This window comes from Martelella mangrovi, from assembly GCF_040545495.1.
Classification (GTDB): domain Bacteria; phylum Pseudomonadota; class Alphaproteobacteria; order Rhizobiales; family Rhizobiaceae; genus Martelella; species Martelella mangrovi.
The window spans coordinates 100,796-122,905 of sequence record NZ_JBEPLY010000007.1 but is presented as its reverse complement, the minus strand read 5'-3'; the positions used below and the strand labels follow the sequence as shown (position 1 = coordinate 122,905).

At 59.8% G+C, this 22,110-nt stretch carries 16 protein-coding genes and 1 tRNA gene; 5 read left to right on the top strand and 12 right to left on the bottom strand.

Annotated elements, in window-relative coordinates; translation table 11 throughout:
* Positions 1-8 precede the first annotated feature (8 nt).
* From tssH to ABID12_RS11905, 4 genes are all read left to right on the top strand, one after another.
* On the top strand, positions 9-2,705 hold the full coding sequence (tssH, locus tag ABID12_RS11920; protein ID WP_354434378.1) for a type VI secretion system ATPase TssH: 2,697 nt from the start codon (positions 9-11) through the stop codon (positions 2,703-2,705).
* Positions 2,706-2,707: 2 nt separating this feature from the next.
* Complete coding sequence (locus tag ABID12_RS11915; protein ID WP_354434377.1) at positions 2,708-4,312, top strand: sigma-54 interaction domain-containing protein; 1,605 nt, start codon at positions 2,708-2,710, stop codon at positions 4,310-4,312.
* Positions 4,313-4,342: 30 nt separating this feature from the next.
* Complete coding sequence (locus ABID12_RS11910) at positions 4,343-5,197, top strand: type VI secretion system-associated protein TagO (protein WP_354434376.1); 855 nt, start codon at positions 4,343-4,345, stop codon at positions 5,195-5,197.
* A gap of 309 nt (positions 5,198-5,506) precedes the next feature.
* The gene (locus ABID12_RS11905; protein ID WP_354434375.1) at positions 5,507-5,737 is read left to right on the top strand and encodes a response regulator transcription factor; all 231 of its coding nucleotides are present in this window, start codon (positions 5,507-5,509) and stop codon (positions 5,735-5,737) included.
* Positions 5,738-6,567: 830 nt separating this feature from the next.
* Here the strand turns inward: ABID12_RS11905 and ABID12_RS11900 are convergent.
* The 10 genes from ABID12_RS11900 to ABID12_RS11855 all read right to left on the bottom strand — a co-directional run bounded on the left by ABID12_RS11900 (position 6,568) and on the right by ABID12_RS11855 (position 18,123).
* Positions 6,568-6,644 (bottom strand) — tRNA-Pro (locus ABID12_RS11900).
* 150 nt (positions 6,645-6,794) lie between these two features.
* The gene (locus ABID12_RS11895; RefSeq protein ID WP_354434374.1) at positions 6,795-9,383 is read right to left on the bottom strand and encodes a cation:proton antiporter; all 2,589 of its coding nucleotides are present in this window, start codon (positions 9,381-9,383) and stop codon (positions 6,795-6,797) included.
* Between the two features lie 601 nt (positions 9,384-9,984).
* Entirely contained in the window at positions 9,985-10,818 is an 834-nt protein-coding gene (locus ABID12_RS11890; protein WP_354434373.1) for a polyphosphate kinase 2 family protein, read from the bottom strand.
* Positions 10,819-10,849: 31 nt separating this feature from the next.
* Positions 10,850-13,399 carry a plasma-membrane proton-efflux P-type ATPase gene (locus tag ABID12_RS11885; protein ID WP_354434372.1) on the bottom strand — a complete coding sequence of 850 codons (2,550 nt, stop codon included), beginning with the start codon at positions 13,397-13,399 and terminating at the stop codon, positions 10,850-10,852.
* A gap of 265 nt (positions 13,400-13,664) precedes the next feature.
* On the bottom strand, positions 13,665-14,189 hold the full coding sequence (locus tag ABID12_RS11880; protein ID WP_354434371.1) for a MerR family transcriptional regulator: 525 nt from the start codon (positions 14,187-14,189) through the stop codon (positions 13,665-13,667).
* A 105-nt stretch (positions 14,190-14,294) separates the two neighbouring features.
* Positions 14,295-14,639, bottom strand: a complete 345-nt coding sequence (locus ABID12_RS11875) for an integration host factor subunit alpha (protein ID WP_106310646.1) — start codon at positions 14,637-14,639, stop codon at positions 14,295-14,297.
* A gap of 104 nt (positions 14,640-14,743) precedes the next feature.
* Positions 14,744-15,712 (bottom strand): beta-ketoacyl-ACP synthase III, encoded by a 969-nt coding sequence (locus ABID12_RS11870; protein WP_319517464.1) that lies wholly within the window; start codon positions 15,710-15,712, stop codon positions 14,744-14,746.
* 54 nt (positions 15,713-15,766) lie between these two features.
* The gene (gene plsX, locus ABID12_RS11865; RefSeq protein ID WP_354434370.1) at positions 15,767-16,813 is read right to left on the bottom strand and encodes a phosphate acyltransferase PlsX; all 1,047 of its coding nucleotides are present in this window, start codon (positions 16,811-16,813) and stop codon (positions 15,767-15,769) included.
* 178 nt (positions 16,814-16,991) lie between these two features.
* Positions 16,992-17,576 (bottom strand): YceD family protein, encoded by a 585-nt coding sequence (locus ABID12_RS11860; RefSeq protein ID WP_354434369.1) that lies wholly within the window; start codon positions 17,574-17,576, stop codon positions 16,992-16,994.
* Positions 17,569-18,123 (bottom strand): ubiquinol-cytochrome C chaperone family protein, encoded by a 555-nt coding sequence (locus tag ABID12_RS11855; protein ID WP_354434368.1) that lies wholly within the window; start codon positions 18,121-18,123, stop codon positions 17,569-17,571. The genes ABID12_RS11860 and ABID12_RS11855 overlap by 8 nt, the downstream gene beginning before the upstream one ends.
* Positions 18,124-18,424: 301 nt before the next feature.
* Between ABID12_RS11855 and ABID12_RS11850 the strand changes: the two genes are divergently transcribed.
* On the top strand, positions 18,425-18,949 hold the full coding sequence (locus ABID12_RS11850; protein ID WP_435528222.1) for an outer membrane protein assembly factor BamE: 525 nt from the start codon (positions 18,425-18,427) through the stop codon (positions 18,947-18,949).
* Positions 18,950-19,052: 103 nt separating this feature from the next.
* On the opposite strand, the gene ABID12_RS11845 is transcribed toward ABID12_RS11850, so the two are convergent.
* Positions 19,053-21,188: a sodium-translocating pyrophosphatase gene (locus ABID12_RS11845; protein WP_354434367.1), complete on the bottom strand. Its 2,136-nt coding sequence runs from the start codon at positions 21,186-21,188 to the stop codon at positions 19,053-19,055.
* A 366-nt stretch (positions 21,189-21,554) separates the two neighbouring features.
* Complete coding sequence (gene nusB / locus ABID12_RS11840; protein ID WP_354434366.1) at positions 21,555-22,022, bottom strand: transcription antitermination factor NusB; 468 nt, start codon at positions 22,020-22,022, stop codon at positions 21,555-21,557.
* Positions 22,023-22,110 lie beyond the last annotated feature (88 nt).

The following is a 22,110-nucleotide window of genomic DNA, read 5'->3' as shown; positions in this document are numbered from 1 at the left end:
GAACTGACATGGCGCGTCTGGATATCCGGGCAATCATCGAAAGGCTCAACCGGGGATCGCGGCTGGCGATCGAGGAAGCCGGCTCGCTTTGCGTGGCCCGCTATCACCGCGAAGTCACGATAGAGCATTTTCTGTTTTGCCTTCTCGGTCAGCCCGGCAACGATATCCGCGTCATATCGCAGGAGAACGGCCTTTCTCCCGATCAACTGAAAGAGGCTGTCGAAGGGCCTTTCGCGCGGCTGCGCCAGAGCGAGGCCGACCGCACGCCAACCTTTTCGCCGCTTCTCCTCGATCTGCTGCAGGACGCCTGGATCGTCGCATCGGTGCAATTGAAGGAGCCCGCAATCCGCTCCGGTGCCGTACTGATCGCCCTGCTGTCCGACGCCGGCCGCTATCTCGATTTCTCCTATTATAATCTGCTGGAGACGCTCTCCGCCGAGGATATTCTCAAGCGCTTCGAAACGCTGACGGCCGGTTCGGTCGAGACGCTGGGAACCACAGGTTCCGGCGGGCAAGCCGGCGCGGCGGAGCCCGACACATCCGACAGCGCGCTTTCCCGCTTCGGCACCAATTTCACCGAACTGGCGCGCAATGGCGGCATCGATCCGGTGTTCTGCCGTGACTCTGAAATCCGCCAGATCGTCGAAATTCTGTGCCGGCGGCGCAAGAACAACCCCATCTGCGTCGGCGAAGCCGGTGTCGGAAAGACAGCGCTGGCGGAAGGTTTCGCGCTGAAGATCGCCGAGGGCAACGTGCCTGAACCGCTCAAGGGTGTGGAGGTCTGGGGCCTCGACATCGGTTCGCTGCAGGCGGGCGCCTCGATGAAGGGCGAGTTCGAAAAGCGGCTGAAGGCCGTGATCGACGAGGTAAAGGCCAGCCCCACGCCGATTGTGCTGTTTATCGACGAGGCCCATACGCTGATTGGCGCCGGTGGTGACAAGGGCGGCTCAGATGCGGCCAACCTGCTGAAACCTGCGCTGGCGCGCGGTGAACTGAAAACCATCGCAGCCACGACATGGAGCGAATACAAGCAATATTTCGAAAAGGACCCGGCTCTGACCCGCCGGTTCCAGTTGATCAAGCTCGATGAACCGACGGTCGACGAGGCGGTGATCATCCTGCGCGGGCTGAAGGCGGCTTATGAGAAGGCGCACGGCGTCTACATCACCGAGGCGGCGCTGGATGCCGCCGCCCGCCTTTCCGCCCGCTACATTACCGGGCGGCAACTTCCCGACAAGGCGCTCGATGTGATCGACACGGCCTGCGCGCGGGTGTCTGCCGCGCGCTCGGCAAGTCCGCCCGTGCTGCAACAACATGGCGAGGAGCGCGCCGCCCTGTTGCGGGAACGCGACGGCCTGCTGCGTGACCAGACACTCGGAACGCTCACGGCCGAGCAAGACGAGCGCCTTGCAGTTATCGAGAACCGTCTGGATGCACTTGAGGACGAAATCGGCAGATTGGAGACGAAATTCTCCGAGCAGAGCGAAATTGCGGGTGCGCTGCTGGCGCAAAGACGCAGTCTCCTTGAAGCCGGCTCAGACGATGACAACGCCCCGCAGACCGACACGCACCAGCCGGATATTGCCGAAGCGACCGAGCGCTTTGGCCGCATCGACATTGCCGACCGCATGGTGCCCGTCGATGTGGGCGCTGCCGAAATTGCCGCCGTCATCGGCGACTGGACCGGCATTCCGGTCACCTCCATGGTGGCCGACGACTATCAGAAACTGCTGACGCTGGCCGAAACCATGGGACAGACGATCCTTGGCCAGGGCCATGCGTTGAAGGCGATCGAGGAACGGCTCAGGGCATCGCGTCTCGACCTGCACCGCAAGGGACAGCCGCTGGGCGTGTTCTTCCTTGCCGGACCTTCCGGTGTGGGCAAGACCGAGACGGCGCTTGAAATCGCCCGCCAGCTTTTCGGCGGCGAACAGTTCCTGACCACGATCAACATGTCGGAATATCAGGAACGCCACACCATCTCGCGCCTCATCGGCTCGCCGCCCGGCTATGTCGGTTATGGCGAGGGCGGCATTCTGACGGAAGCCATCCGCAAGAAACCCTATTCGGTCGTACTGCTCGATGAGGTCGAAAAGGCCGATGCCAATGTGCTCAATCTTTTCTACCAGGGCTTCGACAAGGGTGAGCTCGCCGATGGCGAGGGCCGCGCCATCGACTGCAAGAATGTCGTTTTTTTCCTGACCAGCAATCTCGGCTCGGACCAGATCGAAAACTGGGTGACGACGGCCGAGGACGGCAAGACGCCATCGGCCGAAACCATGGCGCGCTCGCTGCAACCGGTCTTTGCCCAGCATTTCAAACCGGCGCTGCTCGCGCGCATGCAGCCGATCGTCTACCTGCCGCTTTCCGAAGCGATCATGGCTGAAATCGTCGACATGAAACTCGGCGGACTGAAGGAACTGCTTGCCGACAGCCAGCGTATTGCCCTGACGGTCACCGACAATGCCGCAGCGCGCATCCGCTCCATGTGCGGTTTTTCGACCAATGGCGCGCGCTTCGTCGACCAGATCATCCAGCGCCAATTGCTGCCGACCATTTCGCTCGAAATTCTGGAGGCCGGGCAACAGGGCATCGCGCTCGGCGCCATCATCGTCGATCATGACGAGGCGCACGGTTTCTCGTTTGAAACCATTGCGCGGACGGAATCACGCGAAAAAACGCCGCAACTGGCGGACGGTGGCTGACGATGAGCGCTGCGGCCGGCGACATGACTGAGACAGGCTTGCGCATGATGAGGGCGCGCAGCGAAAGCCAATTGCGCTTTCGGTTTGTTGAAGCCGTCCTGGAAATTCAACCTGCCAACGGCGTTGCGATCTACGCCGTGGATGCCAGCGGTCGCGCGCTCAATCCTCTCGCCAGTGAAAACACGTTTCCGACAGACCGATTGCCGCCGTTTCCCCTTGGGTTCGACAAAAGGCCGCCGGCTGCCATTGCCGCCTTGCAGCGCCAGAGCGCATATCGCCACGGGCAGACGACTTTCAACGACGATGAAGCCCTGAGAAACCGCCTGTTCGGGGCCAATGGCCGCCTGCTCGCTTTCCGCCTGGCGGCCAGCCAAACCGAAGATGCCGGCAGCGGGCTTCGCCCCGGAAACGGTGTCGCTTTTTTCAACGTCGGCATTCTTCCGGACAACGGCTTTGCCGAAAATGCGAATGTTCTTTCCCACCTGTTTCAAACCTTTGTTGCACTGCATCCGCTGGTCGAGGCCTTTGAACAGCGCGCCAGCGATCAGACCCGCAAAAACGCCGAGGAAGGCTGGAAGAGGATTGATGACGCCCTTTCGGAAAGGTTGGTCGGACAGTCACCACAGATGGGCAAGCTGCGCAGCCAGATCGCGCGTTGTGCCGGACGCGACTACGCCGTGCTGCTGGAAGGCGAGACCGGAACCGGAAAGGAACTGGCCGCCCGCGCGCTGCATCGTCTGTCGCCCCGCAAGGCAAAGGCTTTCGTCGCCGAAAACTGCGCCGCGATACCGGAAAGCCTGATGGAAAGCGAACTGTTCGGCTACGAGAAAGGCGCGTTCACCGGCGCGGAAAAAGCCCGCGCGGGACTGATCAAGAAAGCAGATGGCGGCACGCTGTTTCTTGACGAAATCGGCGACCTGCCACCGGCCCTTCAGGCCAAGCTGTTGCGGGTGCTTCAGGAACGAAAGCTGCGCCCACTTGGCGCCGACACCGAGCATGATGTCGACTTCCGGCTGATCACCGCCACGCACCGCGATCTCAGGGCAGCTGTCGGTGAGGGAACATTTCGCGCCGACCTCTACCACCGCATCGCCCAGCTTGCGATCAAGCTTCCGCCATTGCGCGACCGCGAGGGCGATATCGCCTATCTCGCCCAGTATTTTCTCGCCGAGATCGCCGCCCGCGAGGACGAGCCGGTGAAGGCGTTCACCGACGAGGCGATGGCCGAACTGCAGACCCATTCCTTCCCCGGCAATGTGCGCGAACTGCAGAATTTTCTGCTCCGCTGCGTGCTGCTGGCCCGCGACGAGGCCGAGATCTCTCTGGCACAGGTGCGCGAGGCGCATGCTTCGCTGCTTGCCGGGGCTGCCCCTGCGACCGTCGAGCCCCCCGATGACGCAAACGTCGATCAAGGCGGGCTTAGGGAAATGGTCGGCAAGGCCGAGGCCGATATCCTTGCGCGTTGCTTTCGCCGCTTCCACGGAAATCAGGCCGACATGGCGCAAGCTCTCGACGTTCCGCGCCGGACCCTGTCACGAAAGCTGGCGCGCTACGGCATCTGCGCCGGTGACGAGCGCATAACCGAAACGCATAGGGAAGAGGTCTGAGCGATGACCGCCACAAACACGAGGTTTTATATGAAGACGCCGGTTCTGCTCTCCCTGATGAGCGGTCTTCTGCTTGCCGCGCACCCGGCAGCGGCCGACACCGTGGCCGTGCCAAAGGCGGGGCTCGATACCTGCCTGCAAACCATCGACCGGCTGAACCGGCTCGATTGTTTCGACAAGCTGTTGGGCACGCCGATGTCGGTGCTTTCCGGCGGAACGTCATCAGTTGGTTCTCCCGCGCCGTCTTCGCAGGAAAAACCGCCGATCGCCGTGCTCGCTCATGCGATGGAGCAGGCGCGCAAAGCTGGCGATGACGGCTGGCAGTTCCGCTATTCCCGCGTCGGCTCCGACGATTTGCTGACCTTGCCCGAGCTGATGGCCGAAGCCGCCGCAGCCCCCACGGCCCCACCGCCGCCGCTGGCCGAAGAGGACGCACTGCCGGAAAAAAGCGCAGCCATATACGCGGCGCAAAACCCCGGCGACCTGCTTCAGCCGGGAACCGCAAACGTCTACCTGACCATGCCCGAAACGCCGCCTTCGGACGCAACCGACCCCGCCGACCGCGCCATCCTGATGTTGTCATGCGAGGCCAATATCACCACCGCGCGCATCATCCTGCCGCAATCTCTTTCGCTGGGCCCTCACACCATCGAGATCAGGACGGCAAGCGGTCGGCCGGAAACCGAAACCTGGCAGGCCGTCGCCGATGGCACCGTGCTGATGAACGCCCGCGGCCTCACCAGCATCGCCGACATCACACAATGGCGCGCCGCCCCGCGCATCCAGATGTCACTCGGCATCGGCAATGAAAACCGCGCCCTGCTGTTCGAAATGGAAAACCTCGCCGAAATGCTGCCGCCACTACGTCGCGCCTGCCAGTGGTGATCTCGTATGCATCGGCACACCAAGGGAATAATACCGGATAGAGTATTTTCTCCTATGGAGAAGAAGTCCGCGCGGCATAGCCATAGCTATGACGAAGGGTTTCAACAAAGTGGATGGCCGGTTTCGGCAAACCCGCAAGGGCGGCATTCCATGATCTCCAGATCATGGAATGAACACGCCCGCGATTTAGTCGGTTCAGCGCGTCAAGCGCGCTGAACTGGGCGGCATGAATTCGCGCCATTGCCGGCGGTCTTGGCGCAGATTCCTTGCCGCAGAACGATTCCGTATAAACCTGAAGGGCTCTAAGCTATGGCTATAGACAGAATACGGAAAGACGGCGACCGTCCTTTGCTATCTGCGCGAGAACTCGAATGCCTCAAATGGGCAGCGGAGGGGAAAACTGAGTGGGAAATCGCTCAGATACTTACCATCTCGGAAAGCACTGTAGACAAACACCTCACCTCGGTAAACAAAAAGCTAGGCGTACACAGCCGGCCCCACGCGGTGGCAGAAGCATTTCGGCGCGCCCTCATCCACTAGAAAATACGCACTACAAACACCACCGCTAAATATTTTCTCGGACTAATTAGTGAGGAGCAATTACGAGTAAATCATTGCTTACATAGCCTTAAAAAATACGGTTTATATTGTATTAGACAGCAACACTCCCAAATTTCCAGACATCATGGAGCGACCTCGAGGAGGGTTCTGGAGAAGAGGCCGACGAGTTCGACACAGAAAATGCTGTTCATCATATCGCGATGCGTGACGAACGAGTGGTCGGGTACAGCGCTCATCAATCTCCACCAAAAGGGGGCAAATTTTTCTGAAGGACCACACTGACCTCCGCTCTGCTTGTTTTCCTGCCAGTGAGCATCGTCGCGCTCTAACTATGAGCTTTCAGGCGGTTGTCCATTCGCAGCAGACCGCGGAGACTGGGGTTACCAGGCTTCAGCACTCACCGGAGGCTCCGAATGAATATCCACAACAATGCCCAACTGGCCCGCTGCGTCGAGAGGAGATGGCCGTTGCCGTTCTCTCTGGCGCGCTCACGCACCACTGCGAGATCATAGAAACCAGAACCGAATCCCGGCGCGTCAGAAACCATTCTCAAAGCTAAAGCCGAAGAAAACCAAAGAAACCGTACACGCAGGTCTTTTGCGCCAAATTGATGGCTCGGTCCTGCGCACGCTGATCGGCGTGTGCAACCGAAAAGAGGGTCCCATTGTAACGCCAATTGACAGCGGCTGTCGCGGCGCTCGAAAGGATCGAAATCAGAACAAAAATTATAAACCCAACCGAAAACGGTAAACCAAATGAGGTTTCCGGGGCCAAGAAACTCAATAACGATGTGAAATGATTTTAGAAAATGGTCGGGGTGGCGGGATTCGAACCCACGACCCCTTGACCCCCAGTCAAGTGCGCTACCGGGCTGCGCTACACCCCGACCAGCCATAACGGCCCGTTCCCATTAGACTTTCGGGTTTCTGCGCGCAAGAGGGAAATTGGGTTTCTTGAACAAAAACGGAAAAATAGCCTTGAAAGATCGGCAACGGGAACGGAAATACCGCGCCTGCCGAACGATATGTCCTGAACTCTAACGCTCTCCAGACGCCTTGCGCGCCTTGAGGCGCAGCGATCCGGCCTTGACCAGAATCGCGCGGATTGTGCCGGTCCTCTTCTCTTCCGGCTGGTCGAAAACCTCGGGCGGAATTTCGACGCCGCGTGCGGCCGCGCTTTCAATAACAGCCGACCGGAATGTGCCTTCGCGCGCGATGAGCGTGCGAAAGGTGTGTTCATCCAGCGTCAAAAGCGTGCAATCCGTGACTGCCGTAACCTGGATCGACCGGCGCCACCGGGCGAGCACGGCGAACTGGCCGAACAGATCGCCCTCCGTCAGCCTTATCTTCACACCGTCGGTCACGACATTCACCGTGCCTGCGGCAATGAACCAGACTTCGCGGGCCGAACTTTCCTTCCGCAATATCTGCTGGCCGGGAGCGGCATAGACAATGCGGACCTTCTTGCCCAGCAGCTTGCGCTCCTTCTCGCTGAAATCGGCAAATGCGGCAAATCCGTCGATCGTGACGGATTTCTGTTGTCTGAGATCGAGAACGGGCCTGCCCTTCAGCCGCGCCCGACGCCTGTCGATGTCCGCACCGAGGGTGGATCGCAGTTCTGGCCCGATCAGCCCGTCTTCCACCAGCGCTTCATACTCGCCTTCCTCAAGCTGCAATGTGGTCCGCCGGATCAGCCGCCGTTCCAGCGCCTCCGCATAGCCGGGGAACTGAAGGCGCAGGCTTTCCAGTTCCTGACGGGCCTCATCAAGACGACGGTTCAGCAATTCGTGCAGCAGATCGGCAATGCGCCGCCCATGGATGCGGCGAATGCGGTCATCTATGAACAGCGCCAAGCGCGGCAGCACCATTCCATAAAACACCAGAACGTCAAACCGGTCTTCCACGATGCGGGCAAGCGGCCGCGTGATGCCAAGGTAATTGTGCAGCAAGGTGGCAACCCGAAACCGCAGGCCGGTGACATAGGTCTGACGCGCCGCCGTCCGGTAGCCGGCACGTCCGCCTGTCCGCGTTGCCTCGATGATCCTGTCCGCGCCGATCACAAGACGTTCGGCCAGATCGGCGGAAATCACCTGATTGCGATATTCATCAAGGACGGTATCGCGCTCATGCGCGGCAAGGGCCACAAGGCCCAGCGTGACGCGGTCCCTGTCCTGAAGCTGTTCCGTGGCGTCGGTCTTCGAGACGGCGTCATCGACACGCTCGGCAAACTGCTTGGCTTCGTCGCGCACAATCTCGCGCGTCAGGCCAAGATCGCGCGCGGTCTCGGCAACGCGCTCGCGCACACTCTGCAACGCCACGGCAATCACCTGATTGGAGAGCGCGACATCCAGCGGGCTCAGTTGGTCAAGCCGCAGCTTCCTGATGATCCAGCGCAGCGTCGTGCCCTGCACGATCAGGGTGAAAAGGGTAAAGCCGGTGGCAATCAGCCCGACCTGATGTTTGACATCGGGCGGCACGAACCGGTTCTCGGTCACCGCCAGCGCCAGCGCCAGGGTGACGGCACCACGCAGACCGCCCCACAGGATCGCCACGCTGTAGGGGCGCTCCATCTGCGGAGAAAGCCTGAAATGGGTGAGGACCGGCAATACGCCGAAGAGGATGAGCGCGCGGGCGGCAAGCGCCGCGACAACCACGATCCCGATCAGCAGAACGTCATAAAGAACGAATTCCGACAGCAGCTTCGGGATCAGGATGGCCGCCAGAATGAAGATCAGTGACCCGGCCCAGTGAGCAATCAGATCCCATGTGGCGCGCATCTGCAGGTTCAGCGCCGGTGTGAAACGGGCCGTCATATGCAGGTTGATGGTCAGGCCTGCCGCGACCACGGCAATCACGCCCGACGCAGACAGCTGCTCGGCCAGCAGGAAGGTGAGCGGCGGAACCGCCATTGATACAGACAGCTGCCCGCGCGGAAAATCCGGCATGCGGGCGATCACCTCAACCCCGATCCGGCCGAAGGCAATGCCGATCAGGCCGCCCACCCCGGCAATCCACGGAAAGGTCAGCAGTGTGGGGCCGATTTCAGGATTGGCGACATTGACGGTCACAAAGCCCAGAAACAGTGAAAACAGGGCGATGGCCGCCGCGTCATTGAGCAGGCTTTCGCCTTCGACAATCCGTGCCAGCCGCTGGGGCGACGGCGTCGCCTTGAAAATCGAGACGACGGCGGAGGGATCGGTGGTCGAAACGATCGCGCCGATCAGCAGGCAGCCGGCAAGCGGCAGGCCGGCCACCGGATAAAGTGCAAAGCCGACGGCGAGCATTGCCACAAACACCGCAAAGACGGCCAGCACCAGGATCGGCACCCAGTCATCGAGCATGCGCCTGATGTCGATATTGAGCGCCACCTGAAACACCAGCAGCGGCAGAAACACATTCAGAAAGAAACTCGCCCGGATCGGGAGGTTGAGGATGCCGAGCGCCAGCGGGTTGAGCGCATTGGTCAGGTTCGTCTGCCAGAAGAAGGTGGCGGCGACGCCGATGCCGATGCCCATACCGGCAAGGATCACCGAATAAGGCAGCCGCAGACGCGCGGCCAGCGGTTCGCTCAAACCAATGACCGCGAAGATGCCTGCTGCTATGGCGACAAGTATCGCGAGATCCACCCCGCACTCCCTTTCCCGAACGCACGACCCGACCGAAGTCACGGCCTTACCGAAGCCATGAACGATTTCAGCTTCTTCCTTAGCCGAAATCAGGCGTGCGAGTCAGCAATCGCCGCATGTTTTTGACATGCGGATTGAAGGAAGCTGCGGAAATTCAGAACAGGAAAGAAAACCCAATCGCCGGAAGAGCGATCAACAGGACGATAAAGACCGCGGCCCAGAATCCGTAGCGATTGGCCGGTCTGGTCGGCATTGTACAGGCTGTACAAAATGCCTGACCGAAACGAAGGTGGTGTCCGCAAAACTTGCAATGGAAAAGCCGCATTTCGCTGCGTCCTTCTGTAAGGCATCAACGTCAATGACCACAACGGCCAGACAAAAGGGCTTGGCTTCAGGCGCTTTTCGCTTCTTCTGGACGAGGTCGCGTCATGCATACTGACGCAATGCAGCATAAAAATGCCGATCAAATATTAGCATAAACTCATCTAAACAGAATTTATCGCATAATTTTGACATTTGACAAGACGGCGTTTTGCACTGCAGCGCAAACACCGCGGTATATTTGATCGAAAAAAGCCCGTCCTACCCAACGGGCCGCGGCCTATCCGTTGCGGATGGCGTGGTGATATTTGCGGTAGATTTCGTGCAGATCGACGCTCGGTTCGGGCGTTTCGATCCGCATATCGACAAGGGCCTGATGGATGATGTTGGCCGCAGCCAGATTGCGAAACCATTTCCGGTTTGCCGGCAGCACATACCAGGGGGCGTATTCGGTCGAGCACTTCGACAACATGTCTTCATAGGCGGCGATATATTCATCCCAGCGTTCGCGTTCGGAATAATCCGAACCGGAAATCTTCCACTGACGCTCCTTGTCTTCCAGACGCTTTTCGAAGCGGTCCAGCTGTTCGTCCCTGGAAATATAGAGGAAGAACTTGACGATACTCACGCCGTTTTCGCTGAGGAATTCCTCGAAATGATTGATCTGGCGATAGCGTTTCGACCAGTCATGTTCCGGCACAAGATTGTGGACGCGCGCCACCAGAACGTCTTCATAATGCGAGCGGTTGAAAACCCCGACCTGCCCCATGGCCGGCGTGCGCTGATGCACGCGCCACAGGAAATCATGTGCCTTTTCGATTTCCGTCGGCTGCTTGAAGCTTGCAACATAGGTGCCCTGCGGGTTCATCGCCCGGATCACATGCCAGCACACACCGTCCTTGCCGGCGGCATCAATGCCCTGCAGCACGATCAGAAGGGCATGTTTCTTCTCGGCGTAAAGCTTCTCCTGCAACGGCGTGATCTCATCAAGAACCTCAGCCAGCGCGTCCTTGCCGGCCGCCTTGTTCCTGATATCGCCGTGAAAGGACGGGTCGATATCCGCCAGCTTGACGGAACTTCCCGGTTTGATCATCAGCTTTTCGCCAAAATCCATCAGCACACCTCCCTTGCATTCCCTGTCAAGTCTAGCGGAACAACCGTTTATTGACCACGTCGATGGACATTGCCCGCCGGGCACTGCGGTTTTCGAGCACATGGTCAATGCCGATCCTGACGAGCCCGATAATGAACAGCCAGACAATCAGGTAAACCCACACGAGGCCGATAAGTTTCCAGGGAATTTGCGGAACGAGAATGCCGAAGCCGCACATCAGCACCGCCACAAGCTGGGTCGCAACAATGGCGATGACCAGCGGCTTTGCCGGATAGGGCCGCTTCATGAACCAGTTTTCCTTGCGGCTGACCAGCATCAGAAGGTGCCCGCCGGCCACCAGTTGCAGGAACATCATCGATTGCAGATGCGACTGGTCCGTCAGACCAAGCCCCAGCCAGCGGGCCGGTTCCGACAGCACCTCCATGCCCATCAGCAGCAGACCGAATGACTGGACGATGGACGCAAAGCCGAGAACCGCGGAAACGGTCAGCAGATGCGGCATGCGCCATCGGATCGGCTGATCGGACACGCTGGTGTTGTCATAGGCCACCGTCATGATCGGAATATCGTCCAGCAGCGACATCAGCACGATCATGATCGGCGTCAGCGGCTGAACGCCGAGGAAGATGGTCGAGAGCACCACGAGAAACATGATGTCCATGGTCAGCGCCACCCGATAGATCGTGTAGCTGGTGATCCGCCCGAAAATCCGCCGGGCCTCGTCGACGGCGTTCTGGATCACCGAAAGGCCGGGCGCCGTCAGGATCAGCGCCGCTGCACTGCGGGCGGCATCGGTCGCACCGGAAACCGCAATGCCGCAATCGGCCTGTTTCAGCGCCGGCGCATCATTGACGCCGTCACCGGTCATGGCCACCAGATGGCCGTTTTTCTGGAACGTCTTGACGATGGCATATTTATGCTCGGGAAACACGCGGGCAAAACCATCCGCCGTCAATATCCGGTTGGCGATAGAACCGGGCACATTGTCCGGGTCCATGTCTTTCGGAAACACTTCCGCTGCCGGCAATATATTGGTGCCGAGGCCGAGCTGACGCGCGGTTTCCTTTGCAATCGCGGTATCGTCGCCGGTGATCATCTTCACCTCGACGCCCTTGGCCCGGACATTCTCGATCGTCTGTTTCGAATCGTCGCGCGGCGGATCGAACATCGGCAGGATGCCGAGAAGTTTCCAGCTTGCACCGCCATCATCGGACCGGGCAACGGCCAGCGCACGATAGCCCTTCGCGCCCAGTTCAGCGACATGCGCATCGACCTCATCGGCCACCGCCTGCTCCGCCCCGGCCAGCAGGACGATGGCATGCGGCGCGCCCTTCGATGTCAGGAAGGCCGCGCCGTCCGGCCCCGTCACCGCCGCTTCGGTCCGTTTGGACACCGGATCGAACGGCGTGAACTTGCCGATCGCGTATTGATCAAGAACCGACCTGTCGGCAAGCGCACCGATTACCGCACCATCGATCGCATCGCCATCCTCGGCGCGCGACGCCAGAGCGCCTGCCAGCACGATGCCCGCCGCATCGGCACCGCCAACGGGGATCGGATCGCCAAGGGTCAGGATATTCTTTGTCAGCGTACCGGTCTTGTCGGAGCACAGGATGTCCGCACCCGCCATTTCGTCAATGGATGAGAGGCGCGAAACGATCGCCTTCTCCTTCGAAAGCGCCAGCGCGCCAAGCGCCATGGTGATGGAAAAAACCGCCGGCATCGCTACCGGAATGGAGGCAACCAGCAGCACCAGCACGAATTGCAGAATGCCGAGCGCATCGGAAAGCCCCCAGGCGTCGGTCTGGACGATATCGACATAGACCTGAACGGCAACCATGATCAGCGCCAGCACCACGGCGACCACGATCAGGAAATTGCCGATCTGGAACATCGCCTTTTGCGCCTGGCTGACGGCCCCTGCCCCGGCCACCAGCTTGGCGGTGCGGCCGAAGAAGGTTTCCGATCCGGTGGCGGTGACGACAGCGGCCATTTCGCCCTGTTTCACCACGCTGCCCGAATAGGCGATATCGCCGACCGTCTTGTTGACCGGCAGCGACTCACCCGTCAATGCAGCCTGATCGATCGAGGCGTATTCCCCCGATACCAGACGGACATCGGCCGGCACGATGCCGCCGAGCCTGATCTTGATGATATCACCCGGCACCAGGGTGGACGCATCGATGACCGAAAACTTGCCGTCCCGAAGCGCCGTTGCCTGCGGCGCGAGCGAGTTCTTCAGCGCTGCCAGCGCACTCGTCGCCTTGCTGTCCTGATAGAATTCGAGACCGGCATTGAAGACCAGCAGACCGAAAATGATGAAGAAATCGCCCCAATCTCCCAGGATCAGCGAAACCAAGGCGGCGGCTTCGATCATGAACGCGATCGGCCCGACGAAATGCCCGGCGATTTGTTTGAAAAGACTGACCTTTTCTTCCGGCAGCGCATTCGGGCCAAATTTCGCGAGCCGCTCTTTCGCCTCAGCCGCGGCAAGTCCCTTTTCCGGGTCGACGCCAAGCTTTTCGAGAACCGCGTCGACAGGCATGGTCTCCAGATCACTGGACGCTGCATTTTCCGCCATCATCATTCTCCAGCATAATGGCGTACCGCGTCAGGCATCCTGCCGCGATGCGCAAACTTGCCTCCAAAAGCCGCTCTTTCTCATCGAAAAATAACGGCCTGCCACCTAGAGTGGAAGCAGAATGAGGCGGTTTTGGCAATACCGGAGAATGGATTCCCCGCTGCGGGGACACTATAGCGCAGTTATGAAGACACGATCTTGACACCCGTCAGACGTCGCCGACGCAGGTCTGGAAAGCGGCAGCCCAAAACGGGCATGTCTTATCTCAGCGAACCTGATCGAGCAGGCGCTTGCATTCGAGAAGGTCGTAGAGCACCTCCTGCAGCAAGGCATCGTCGGAGCGGGTAATGCCGGAGGCGGGATCAACGTCGCCCTCTTCATCCTTCTTCCGGCGAAAGAACCCGGTACCGCCTGACTTTTTCGGGCGACCGACGACCTGATCGTCGTCGAAGATGGAAGGCTGATCCTCGTCCACCCTGCGTTCGGGCTGGGGGGCCAGGGCCTCGACAAGCTCGGCATCGCCATTGCCGATAGCGGTGACGAAACGGTTGCCGTTGCTTTTCAGAAGCTTCTGCACGCCCTTGATGGTGTAGCCGTGATCATAGAGGAGATGACGGATGCCCTTCAGAAGCTCGATGTCTTCCGGGCGATAATAGCGACGGCCGCCGCCCCGCTTCATCGGCTTGACCTGCGTGAAGCGCGTTTCCCAGAAGCGCAGCACGTGCTGCGGCAGTTCCAGTTCTTCCGCCACTTCCGAAATGGTGCGAAACGCCTCGGGAGACTTGTCCATGATGTTCAAACGTCCTCGCCAACCACAGTGATCGAATCAAGCGTATTTCAACCCGATCACCGTCGAAAGACAAGATGCCGCGTCAAACACCCCCAGAGCAGATGCTCAGGACGCAGTCTTCTGGGCCGCTTTTTCCGCGCGCTGCTTGCGATTGAGATGCGCCTTCAGAATTTTCTGCTTCAGCACATTCGAGGCCTTGAAGGTCATGACCCGGCGCGGGGAGATCGGAACCTCCTCACCGGTTTTCGGATTTCGACCGATGCGTTCATTCTTGTCGCGCACCTGAAATGTCGCGAACGAGGAGAGCTTGACCGTTTCCCCTTTCACGATTGCATCACAGATTTCATCGATCACAGTTTCGACCAGTTCCGCCGATTCCGTACGAGACAGTCCCACTTTACGGAACACCGACTCGGCCAGATCCGCACGCGTCACAGTTTTGCCAGGCATTACCGCATCCCAAGCTTGTCTAATTTCCCCTTGGCCAAGACACTATTGCCGTGTGGCAAAACGGTCAAGCGCATCAAGGAACTCAATTCCGTCCCAGACAGAGATTACCAACGCAAAAGCACAGCACCCCAGGTAAATCCGCCGCCCATGGCCTCGAGCATCACCATGTCGCCGCGCTGGATCCGACCATCGCCGGCTGCCGTCGCCAGTGCCAGCGGGATCGAGGCCGCCGATGTGTTGGCGTGCTGATCCACGGTCACAACCACCTTGTCCATCGGAATGCCGAGCTTTTTGGCCGAGCCTTCGATGATCCGGCGGTTGGCCTGATGCGGCACCAGCCAGTCCAGCTGATCGATATCGATCTTCGCTTCTGCGAAAGCCGCCTCGATCACATCGGTGATCATGCCCACGGCATGTTTGAAAACCTCGCGGCCCTCCATGCGCAGATGGCCGATATCGCCGGTGGTCGAAACCCCGCCATCGACATAAAGCTTCTTGCAATGGGCGCCATCGGAGCGAAGGCTGGCGGCGATAATCCCGCGTTCTCCGGCAGCGCTGTCTTCCTGCGCCTCGAGAATGACCGCGCCGGCGCCATCGCCGAACAGCACGCAGGTTGTCCGGTCAGTCCAGTCCAGAAGGCGCGAGAATGTTTCGGCGCCGATCACCAGCACACGCCGCGCCCGTCCGGCACGGATGTAATTGTCCGCCGTCGTCAATGCATAGACGAAGCCCGAGCACACCGCCTGCATGTCGAAGGCAAAACCGTGCTGCATGCCGAGACGGCTCTGGATATTCACCGCTGTTGCCGGAAAGGTGTTGTCGGGCGTCGAGGTCGCCACCACGATCAGGTCGATATCGTCCGGCGTCAGGCCGGCATTGTCGAGAGCCCTGCGCGCGGCCTGTTCGCCGAGCGAGGCCGTGGTTTCATCCGGACCTGCAATGTAGCGCTGGCGAATGCCGGTGCGCTGTTGAATCCAGCTGTCGGATGTATCCACCAGCTGCCGCAGTTCTTCATTGGTCACCACACGCTTTGGCAGCGCAGCCCCGAAACCGCAAACGACAGAACGGATCATATTGTTATTCCTTGTTGGCGGGCATAGCGGCGGAAAACCGTCTGCCCATCCGCGTCAAGCCGCTTCCGGCCCCATGGGTGATTCATTACGCGCATGATACTCACTCAGATCATGCTGGATCTTTGCCTGAAGCCCGTTATGCACCATGTCGTAAGCCACCTCGATGGCCGAGGCATAGCCTTCGGCATCGGTGCTGCCGTGACTCTTGATGACAATACCGTTGAGCCCGAGAAAGACGCCGCCATTGACCTTTCGCGGATCAAGCTTCTCACGCAGCATGTGAAACGCGCCGCGGGCAAAAAGATAGCCGATCCGTGACATCAATGTGCGCGACATGGCCGAACGTAGATATTGCGCGATCTGCCGGGCCGTGCCCTCCGCCGTCTTCAGGGCGATATTGCCGGTAAAGCCTTCGACCACGAACACGTCGACCGTGCCGCGGCCAAGATCGTCGCCTTCCACAAAGCCGGCATAATCGAGATTGTCGATATCGGCTTCACGCAGAAACTTTCCGGCTTCCTTGACCTGCTCGACGCCCTTCACCTCCTCGACACCGACATTCAGCAGGCCGATGGTCGGCTTTTTCAGTTCGAAAAGCGCGCGCGCCATCGCCCCGCCCATGAGCGCGAAATCGAGAAGCTGCTTGGCATCGGCGCCGATGGTGGCGCCGATATCGAGAACAATGCTTTCGCCCTTCAGCGTCGGCCAGATGCCGGCGATCGCCGGACGGTCGATATCCGGCATGGTTTTCAGACAGAACATCGCCATGGCCATCAGCGCACCGGTATTGCCGGCCGAAACCGCCACATCGGATTCCTTGTCCTTGACCGCCTCGATTGCCTTCCACATGCTGGAAACATTGCGGCCGCGCCGCAGCGCCTGGCTCGGTTTTTCGTCCATACCGACGGCGATCTCGCAGTCGACCACACGCGCCTGATCCCTGAGTTTGGGATAGGACGCAAGAAGCGGTTCAATAACGGACGACTTGCCATAAAGTATGTAGCTGATGTCGGGGTGCCGCGTCAGCGCCTGGGCAGCGCCAGCAACGGCAACTTCCGGACCGACATCTCCGCCCATGGCATCAATGGAAATTCTAATCAAACGTTCGAGATCCCTGTTTGCACGCATCCGGAGAAGCCGGGCCAAAATACCGTTTTTGCTGCGGGAGACAACTACCGCCGTGTAAAAACCGCAATTTACGTGCGTTTTGCCGAAAGCCCTATCCGCGACGCCGCAACGGGCGGTGCCGAAAGGACCATAACCCCCTCGCCTTTTACGGCTATTGCGATCCTCCGCCCTTCCAGTCCTTCAATGCCGCAAACGGCGATTCCCTGTCTGCAACCGCGTCTTCACCGTCATCTTCATCAATCACGTCGGACGGCAGTTCGGCATCCGGCTTGCGCGGATAGGGATCGATCGCAAGGCCAAGCATCTCGATCACCACGGCGGCAAGGTCGATATCGCTGCCGGTAAACGGTTCGGGATCATCCGGCCCTTCGGGATCGACGAGCAATTCGCCTTCCGCATTGATCTTGCGTTTGAACTGCCGCGAGTTTTCCGGAAGATAGGTCGCATCGACCGGCTCGGAGAAATCGGTCTCGATCGGCTCCAGCGTCACCACGCAGGACTGCACGACATGCGCCCGGACCTCGCCCCGAACCCTTACGCCTTCGCGCCGCCAAGGCGTGATCCTGAGATCGGCCGAAAGGCTGGTCACCGCATCGACATTCAGAAAACCGGCAAGCCGCTCCAGTTCGTCACCTTCCACATCGATACGCATTTCGAACGGCACGGCGGCCGCCCGCGCGACCGTGAAGGGGCGCGAAAACGGCAGCGTTATCTCGTTCGCATTCTTGTCAGACACGTCCTGTCTCCATGCTTTCGGGCACGAGGAAGCTTACCATCCCCGTTTCCACGACAATTTCATCGGTTTGCTCCAGATGATCGGCATTTTCCAGCATCCAGCGGGCAAGCTCGGCCATTTCGGTAGTCTCGCCGTCGTCGGAATGAATATTGTGAGCCAGCGCGATGGCAAGCTGTTCCAGATCACGGTCCTGAAGACAGCGCATATAACGCTCCAGGCGGCCGTAGAACATGCCGGCCAGCTTTTTCATTCGCTTGGGCACCGAATTATCGCCGACGCCCAGTTCACGGATTGAATAGTCGATATCCATGAAAAACGCATCCACAACCTCCTGGGCCATCTGCTTTCCGCTTTCCGATGATTTCGAGGTCCGTCCGAGAAACAGGATCATCACCACGGAAAGCATCTCGAAACGGCCCATCACGGTATCGGGCACGCCATAATCGGTGAAAAAGCAGGGCTGCCGCGCCGTCGCCGTGATCACGCCATATTGGCGCTGCACGATTTGTTTGTTGCTACGGTTCTTGCCGAAAATCCTGAGGATCATCCCACTCTCTTCAATCCGCTATAACGCCTGGCCGCAATCCGCCCGCCACAATTGCATCCGGGCAAAAGCTGGTTTATCCATTTGAGTTGGAAAACGCGAGGCTTCGAGGTATTCCGGCGACAGGCGGTCTGTGCTTCCAAAACGAACCATGGTCAATGGTAGTTTGCGCGCCGCCCGCCCGCAACCGGGAAATCGTTGTCCAGGCCGGCCTTCGCTGAAGGTGGCGTTTGCAAATTGAAACGAAGACAGCCGCAAGGTGTTTATCTGCGGCCCAGAAAAAGCTTTGCCAGGGAGTGTACGTTTGAAGACGCGCCGACAGTATTTTGATTTCAGACCGGTTCGACCGGCTGCCGCGGGTGCATTGTTTGCCGTCGCGCTTCTGACCGCAGGTTGCTCGACGAGCGACATTATCGGCTCCAAGGACGTGTTTTATCAGGGCTATGTCATCGACGAAGAGCGATTGCAGCTGGTCAAGGAAGGTTCCAGCCGCGAACAGGTCGTCCTGACGCTGGGCGAACCGTCGACAACGGCAACCTTCGATAACGAGGTGTTCTTCTACATTTCGCAGAGGAAGGAACGACGCTTCGAATTCCAGAAGCCGCGCCTCGTTGGTCAGGAAATCCTCGCCATCTATTTCAACAATAATGGCCGCGTGGACAGGATCGCCCGCTACACACTGCAGGATGGCCGCGTCGTCGACATGGTTTCCGATACCACGCCGACCGGCGGCAAGGACATCACCTTCATCCAGCAGATCCTGCAGGGTTCCGGCTCCAGCGCCGCCCGCGACTTCTTCGGTACCAATAATAACGGCGCCATTCAGTAAAGAGCGCACCGAAGAACCAAATGCAAAGACCCCGCTGTCGACAGCGGGGTCTTCTTTTTTGGAGGCTCCGGCGGAGAGGTCCCCGCCGGAAAAGGTCTTTCGATCAGGCCAGAACCGCCAGCAGCAGCAATGCCACGATATTGGTGATCTTGATTGCCGGGTTCACGGCAGGACCGGCCGTATCCTTGTAGGGATCGCCGACCGTATCGCCGGTGACGGAGGCCTTGTGGGCATCCGAGCCCTTTTCGTGGGTCGCGCCGTCAGCATCGACGAAACCGTCCTCGAAGCTCTTCTTGGCGTTGTCCCAGGCGCCGCCGCCGGAGGTCATCGAGATGGCGACGAACAGGCCGTTGACGATCACGCCGAGAAGCGAAGCGCCGAGTGCGGCAAAGGCCGAGGCTTTCGAGCCGGACATCAGCCAGACACCGAAGAACACGACCAGCGGGGCCAGAACCGGCAGCAGCGACGGGATGATCATCTCGCGGATCGCGGCCTTGGTCAGCATGTCGACCGCACGGCCGTAATCCGGCTTTTCCGTGCCGCCCATGATGCCGGGCTTTTCCTTGAACTGCCGGCGCACTTCGCTGACAACGGCGCTGGCCGCCCGGCCAACCGCCGTCATGGCGATGCCGCCGAACAGGTAGGGGATCAGCCCACCGAAGATCAGACCGGCCACCACGTAGGGGTTCGATAGCGAGAACGAGATATCGCCCATATTCGCATAGAAGGGATATTGATCGCCATTAGCCGCGAAATAGGAGAGGTCGTTCGAATAGGCCGCAAACAGCACCAGCGCACCGAGACCGGCCGAACCGATGGCATAGCCCTTGGTGACGGCCTTGGTGGTGTTGCCGACGGCATCCAGCGCGTCGGTGGATTTGCGCACGTCCGGATCAAGACCTGCCATTTCGGCAATGCCGCCGGCATTGTCGGTGACCGGACCGAAGGCATCGAGTGCTACGATCATACCGGCAAGGCCGAGCATGGCGGTAACCGCGATACCCGTGCCGAACAGGCCGGCAAGCTGGTAGGTGGAGATGATGCCGCCGCAGATCACGATTGCCGGAAGGGCCGTCGCCTCAAGCGAAACGGCAAGGCCCTGAATGACATTGGTGCCGTGGCCGGAGACCGATGCCTGGGCAATCGAAACCACCGGACGTTTGCCGGTTCCGGTATAATATTCGGTGATGACCACGATCAGCGCGGTGACGATCAGGCCGACAATGCCGCAGATGAACAGCGCCCAGCCGGTGATTTCGCGACCGGCAACCTCGCCGAGACTACCGAAGCCGACCGTCGCCCAGGTGGCGATGCCGAGGCCCACGATCGACAGAATACCGGTCACGATCAGACCGCGATAAAGCGCGCCCATGATCGAACCGTTGGTGCCGAGCTTGACGAAGAAGGTGCCGACGATCGAGGTCAGGATGCAGACCGCGCAAATGGCGAGCGGCAGCAGCATGACATCCGCAAGAATGGCGGTTCCACCGAAGAAGATGGCGCCGAGCACCATGGTGGCCACGACCGAAACCGCATAGGTCTCGAACAGGTCGGCCGCCATGCCGGCGCAGTCACCGACATTGTCGCCAACATTGTCTGCAATCGTTGCCGGGTTGCGCGGATCGTCTTCCGGGATCCCCGCTTCGACCTTGCCGACAAGGTCGCCACCGACGTCTGCCCCCTTGGTGAAGATGCCGCCTCCGAGACGCGCGAACACCGAAATCAGCGAAGCGCCGAAGCCGAGTGCGACCAGCGAGTCGATGACTTCGCGGTCGGCCGGAGCATGGCCCATCACAGCGGTGAGGACGTAGTAGTAGACCGAGACGCCGAGAAGCGCGAGACCAGCGACCAGCATGCCCGTGATCGCGCCGGATTTGAACGCGATATCAAGGCCCGCCGGCAGGCTGTAGGAGGCCGCCTGCGCGGTGCGGACATTGGCGCGCACCGAAACATGCATGCCGATGAAGCCCGCCGCCCCCGACAGCACCGCCCCGATGACGAAGCCGATTGCCGCACTCAGGGAGAGCAGCAGCCAGGCCAGAATGAAGACGACCACGCCCACGATCGCAATCGTTGTATACTGGCGCGTCAGATAGGCCTGCGCCCCTTCTCGAATGAAGCCCGCGATTTCCTTCATGCGCGGGGTTCCCTGATCGGCGACCATCACCGAGCGCGTCGCCCAAAGGGCGTACACAATCGACAACAGGCCGCAGACAATCACGGCAAGCAGTATCGTCATTTCTCGCTTTCCTTCCCTCTACGGCTGGAACCGGAGCAGTGTTCTTCGCACCCGTCCGGCTCAGCCGAAATTGCTCATCGGGGGCATTGCAAGCTGTCGGAAAACCATCTCATGACAGCAAAACAAACCGCACCGTTTCAAACCACCAAGCGCCTCATTCCCTCCACACGCTCCGCGGAAATCCGAGAGTGCTGTGGAGCGAACGAAGCGTCAAGGGCTTCGGGGACACATTAGAACGCTGCTAAGGAGAGAGACTTTGCGATAACGCAAAGAAAACGAAGAAATCAAACGATTTAAAAACCGCAGGAAATGGGCATTGTCCCGGCCTGAGCCGAATGCCCGCCGGGCAGGCAGTCGGCAGGAGGATCAGGCCTGTCCGGGCTGACCGCGCTCCCGCCGGGCGATACGATCAAGCACGGCATTGACCAGCTTGCCCTCGTCGCCCTCGAAGAAAGCCGTGGCGATCTCGACATATTCCGTCACGATGACGGCTGTCGGAACATCCGGTTTGCTCATGATCTCGAACACGCCGGCACGCAGAATGGCCCGCAGGGTGGAATCAAGACGCGACAGCGTCCAGCCTTCGGAGATCGAATCCGAGATCTTGGGATCGAGCGTCTTCTGATCGCGAACGACACCGGTGACAATCGAGCGGAACCAGGCGGGATCAGCCTTCAGATAGACGTCACCATCGATTTCCTTGCCGAGACGGTAGACCTCATACTCTGCAAGCACATCGGCAAGCGCCGTGCCTGCCAGATCCATCTGATAGAGCGCCTGAACGGCGGCAAGGCGCGCTGCACCCCGCTGGTTTGCGGTCTTTTCGGTCGTCATGGGTCTCCTCGCATTCCGAAAGGATGCGGTCATTTTCAAGGGCCGCGCAACATCGCCAGCCTGTCATTACGAGCGGCTTAACCACGCC

Excerpts from the sequence above, each read along its gene's own strand:
- ABID12_RS11905 (WP_354434375.1), top strand. The coding sequence starts at position 5,507 with ATGGCTATAGACAGAATACGGAAAGACGGCGACCGTCCTTTGCTATCT.
- ABID12_RS11845 (WP_354434367.1), bottom strand. The coding sequence starts at position 21,188 with ATGACGATACTGCTTGCCGTGATTGTCTGCGGCCTGTTGTCGATTGTG.
- nusB (WP_354434366.1), bottom strand. The coding sequence starts at position 22,022 with ATGACGACCGAAAAGACCGCAAACCAGCGGGGTGCAGCGCGCCTTGCC.
- ABID12_RS11880 (WP_354434371.1), bottom strand. The coding sequence starts at position 14,189 with ATGGACAAGTCTCCCGAGGCGTTTCGCACCATTTCGGAAGTGGCGGAA.
- ABID12_RS11875 (WP_106310646.1), bottom strand. The coding sequence starts at position 14,639 with ATGCCTGGCAAAACTGTGACGCGTGCGGATCTGGCCGAGTCGGTGTTC.
- ABID12_RS11855 (WP_354434368.1), bottom strand. The coding sequence starts at position 18,123 with ATGATCCTCAGGATTTTCGGCAAGAACCGTAGCAACAAACAAATCGTG.
- ABID12_RS11870 (WP_319517464.1), bottom strand. The coding sequence starts at position 15,712 with ATGATCCGTTCTGTCGTTTGCGGTTTCGGGGCTGCGCTGCCAAAGCGT.
- ABID12_RS11910 (WP_354434376.1), top strand. The coding sequence starts at position 4,343 with ATGAAGACGCCGGTTCTGCTCTCCCTGATGAGCGGTCTTCTGCTTGCC.
- ABID12_RS11915 (WP_354434377.1), top strand. The coding sequence starts at position 2,708 with ATGAGCGCTGCGGCCGGCGACATGACTGAGACAGGCTTGCGCATGATG.
- tssH (WP_354434378.1), top strand. The coding sequence starts at position 9 with ATGGCGCGTCTGGATATCCGGGCAATCATCGAAAGGCTCAACCGGGGA.
- ABID12_RS11885 (WP_354434372.1), bottom strand. The coding sequence starts at position 13,399 with ATGGCGGAAAATGCAGCGTCCAGTGATCTGGAGACCATGCCTGTCGAC.
- ABID12_RS11890 (WP_354434373.1), bottom strand. The coding sequence starts at position 10,818 with ATGGATTTTGGCGAAAAGCTGATGATCAAACCGGGAAGTTCCGTCAAG.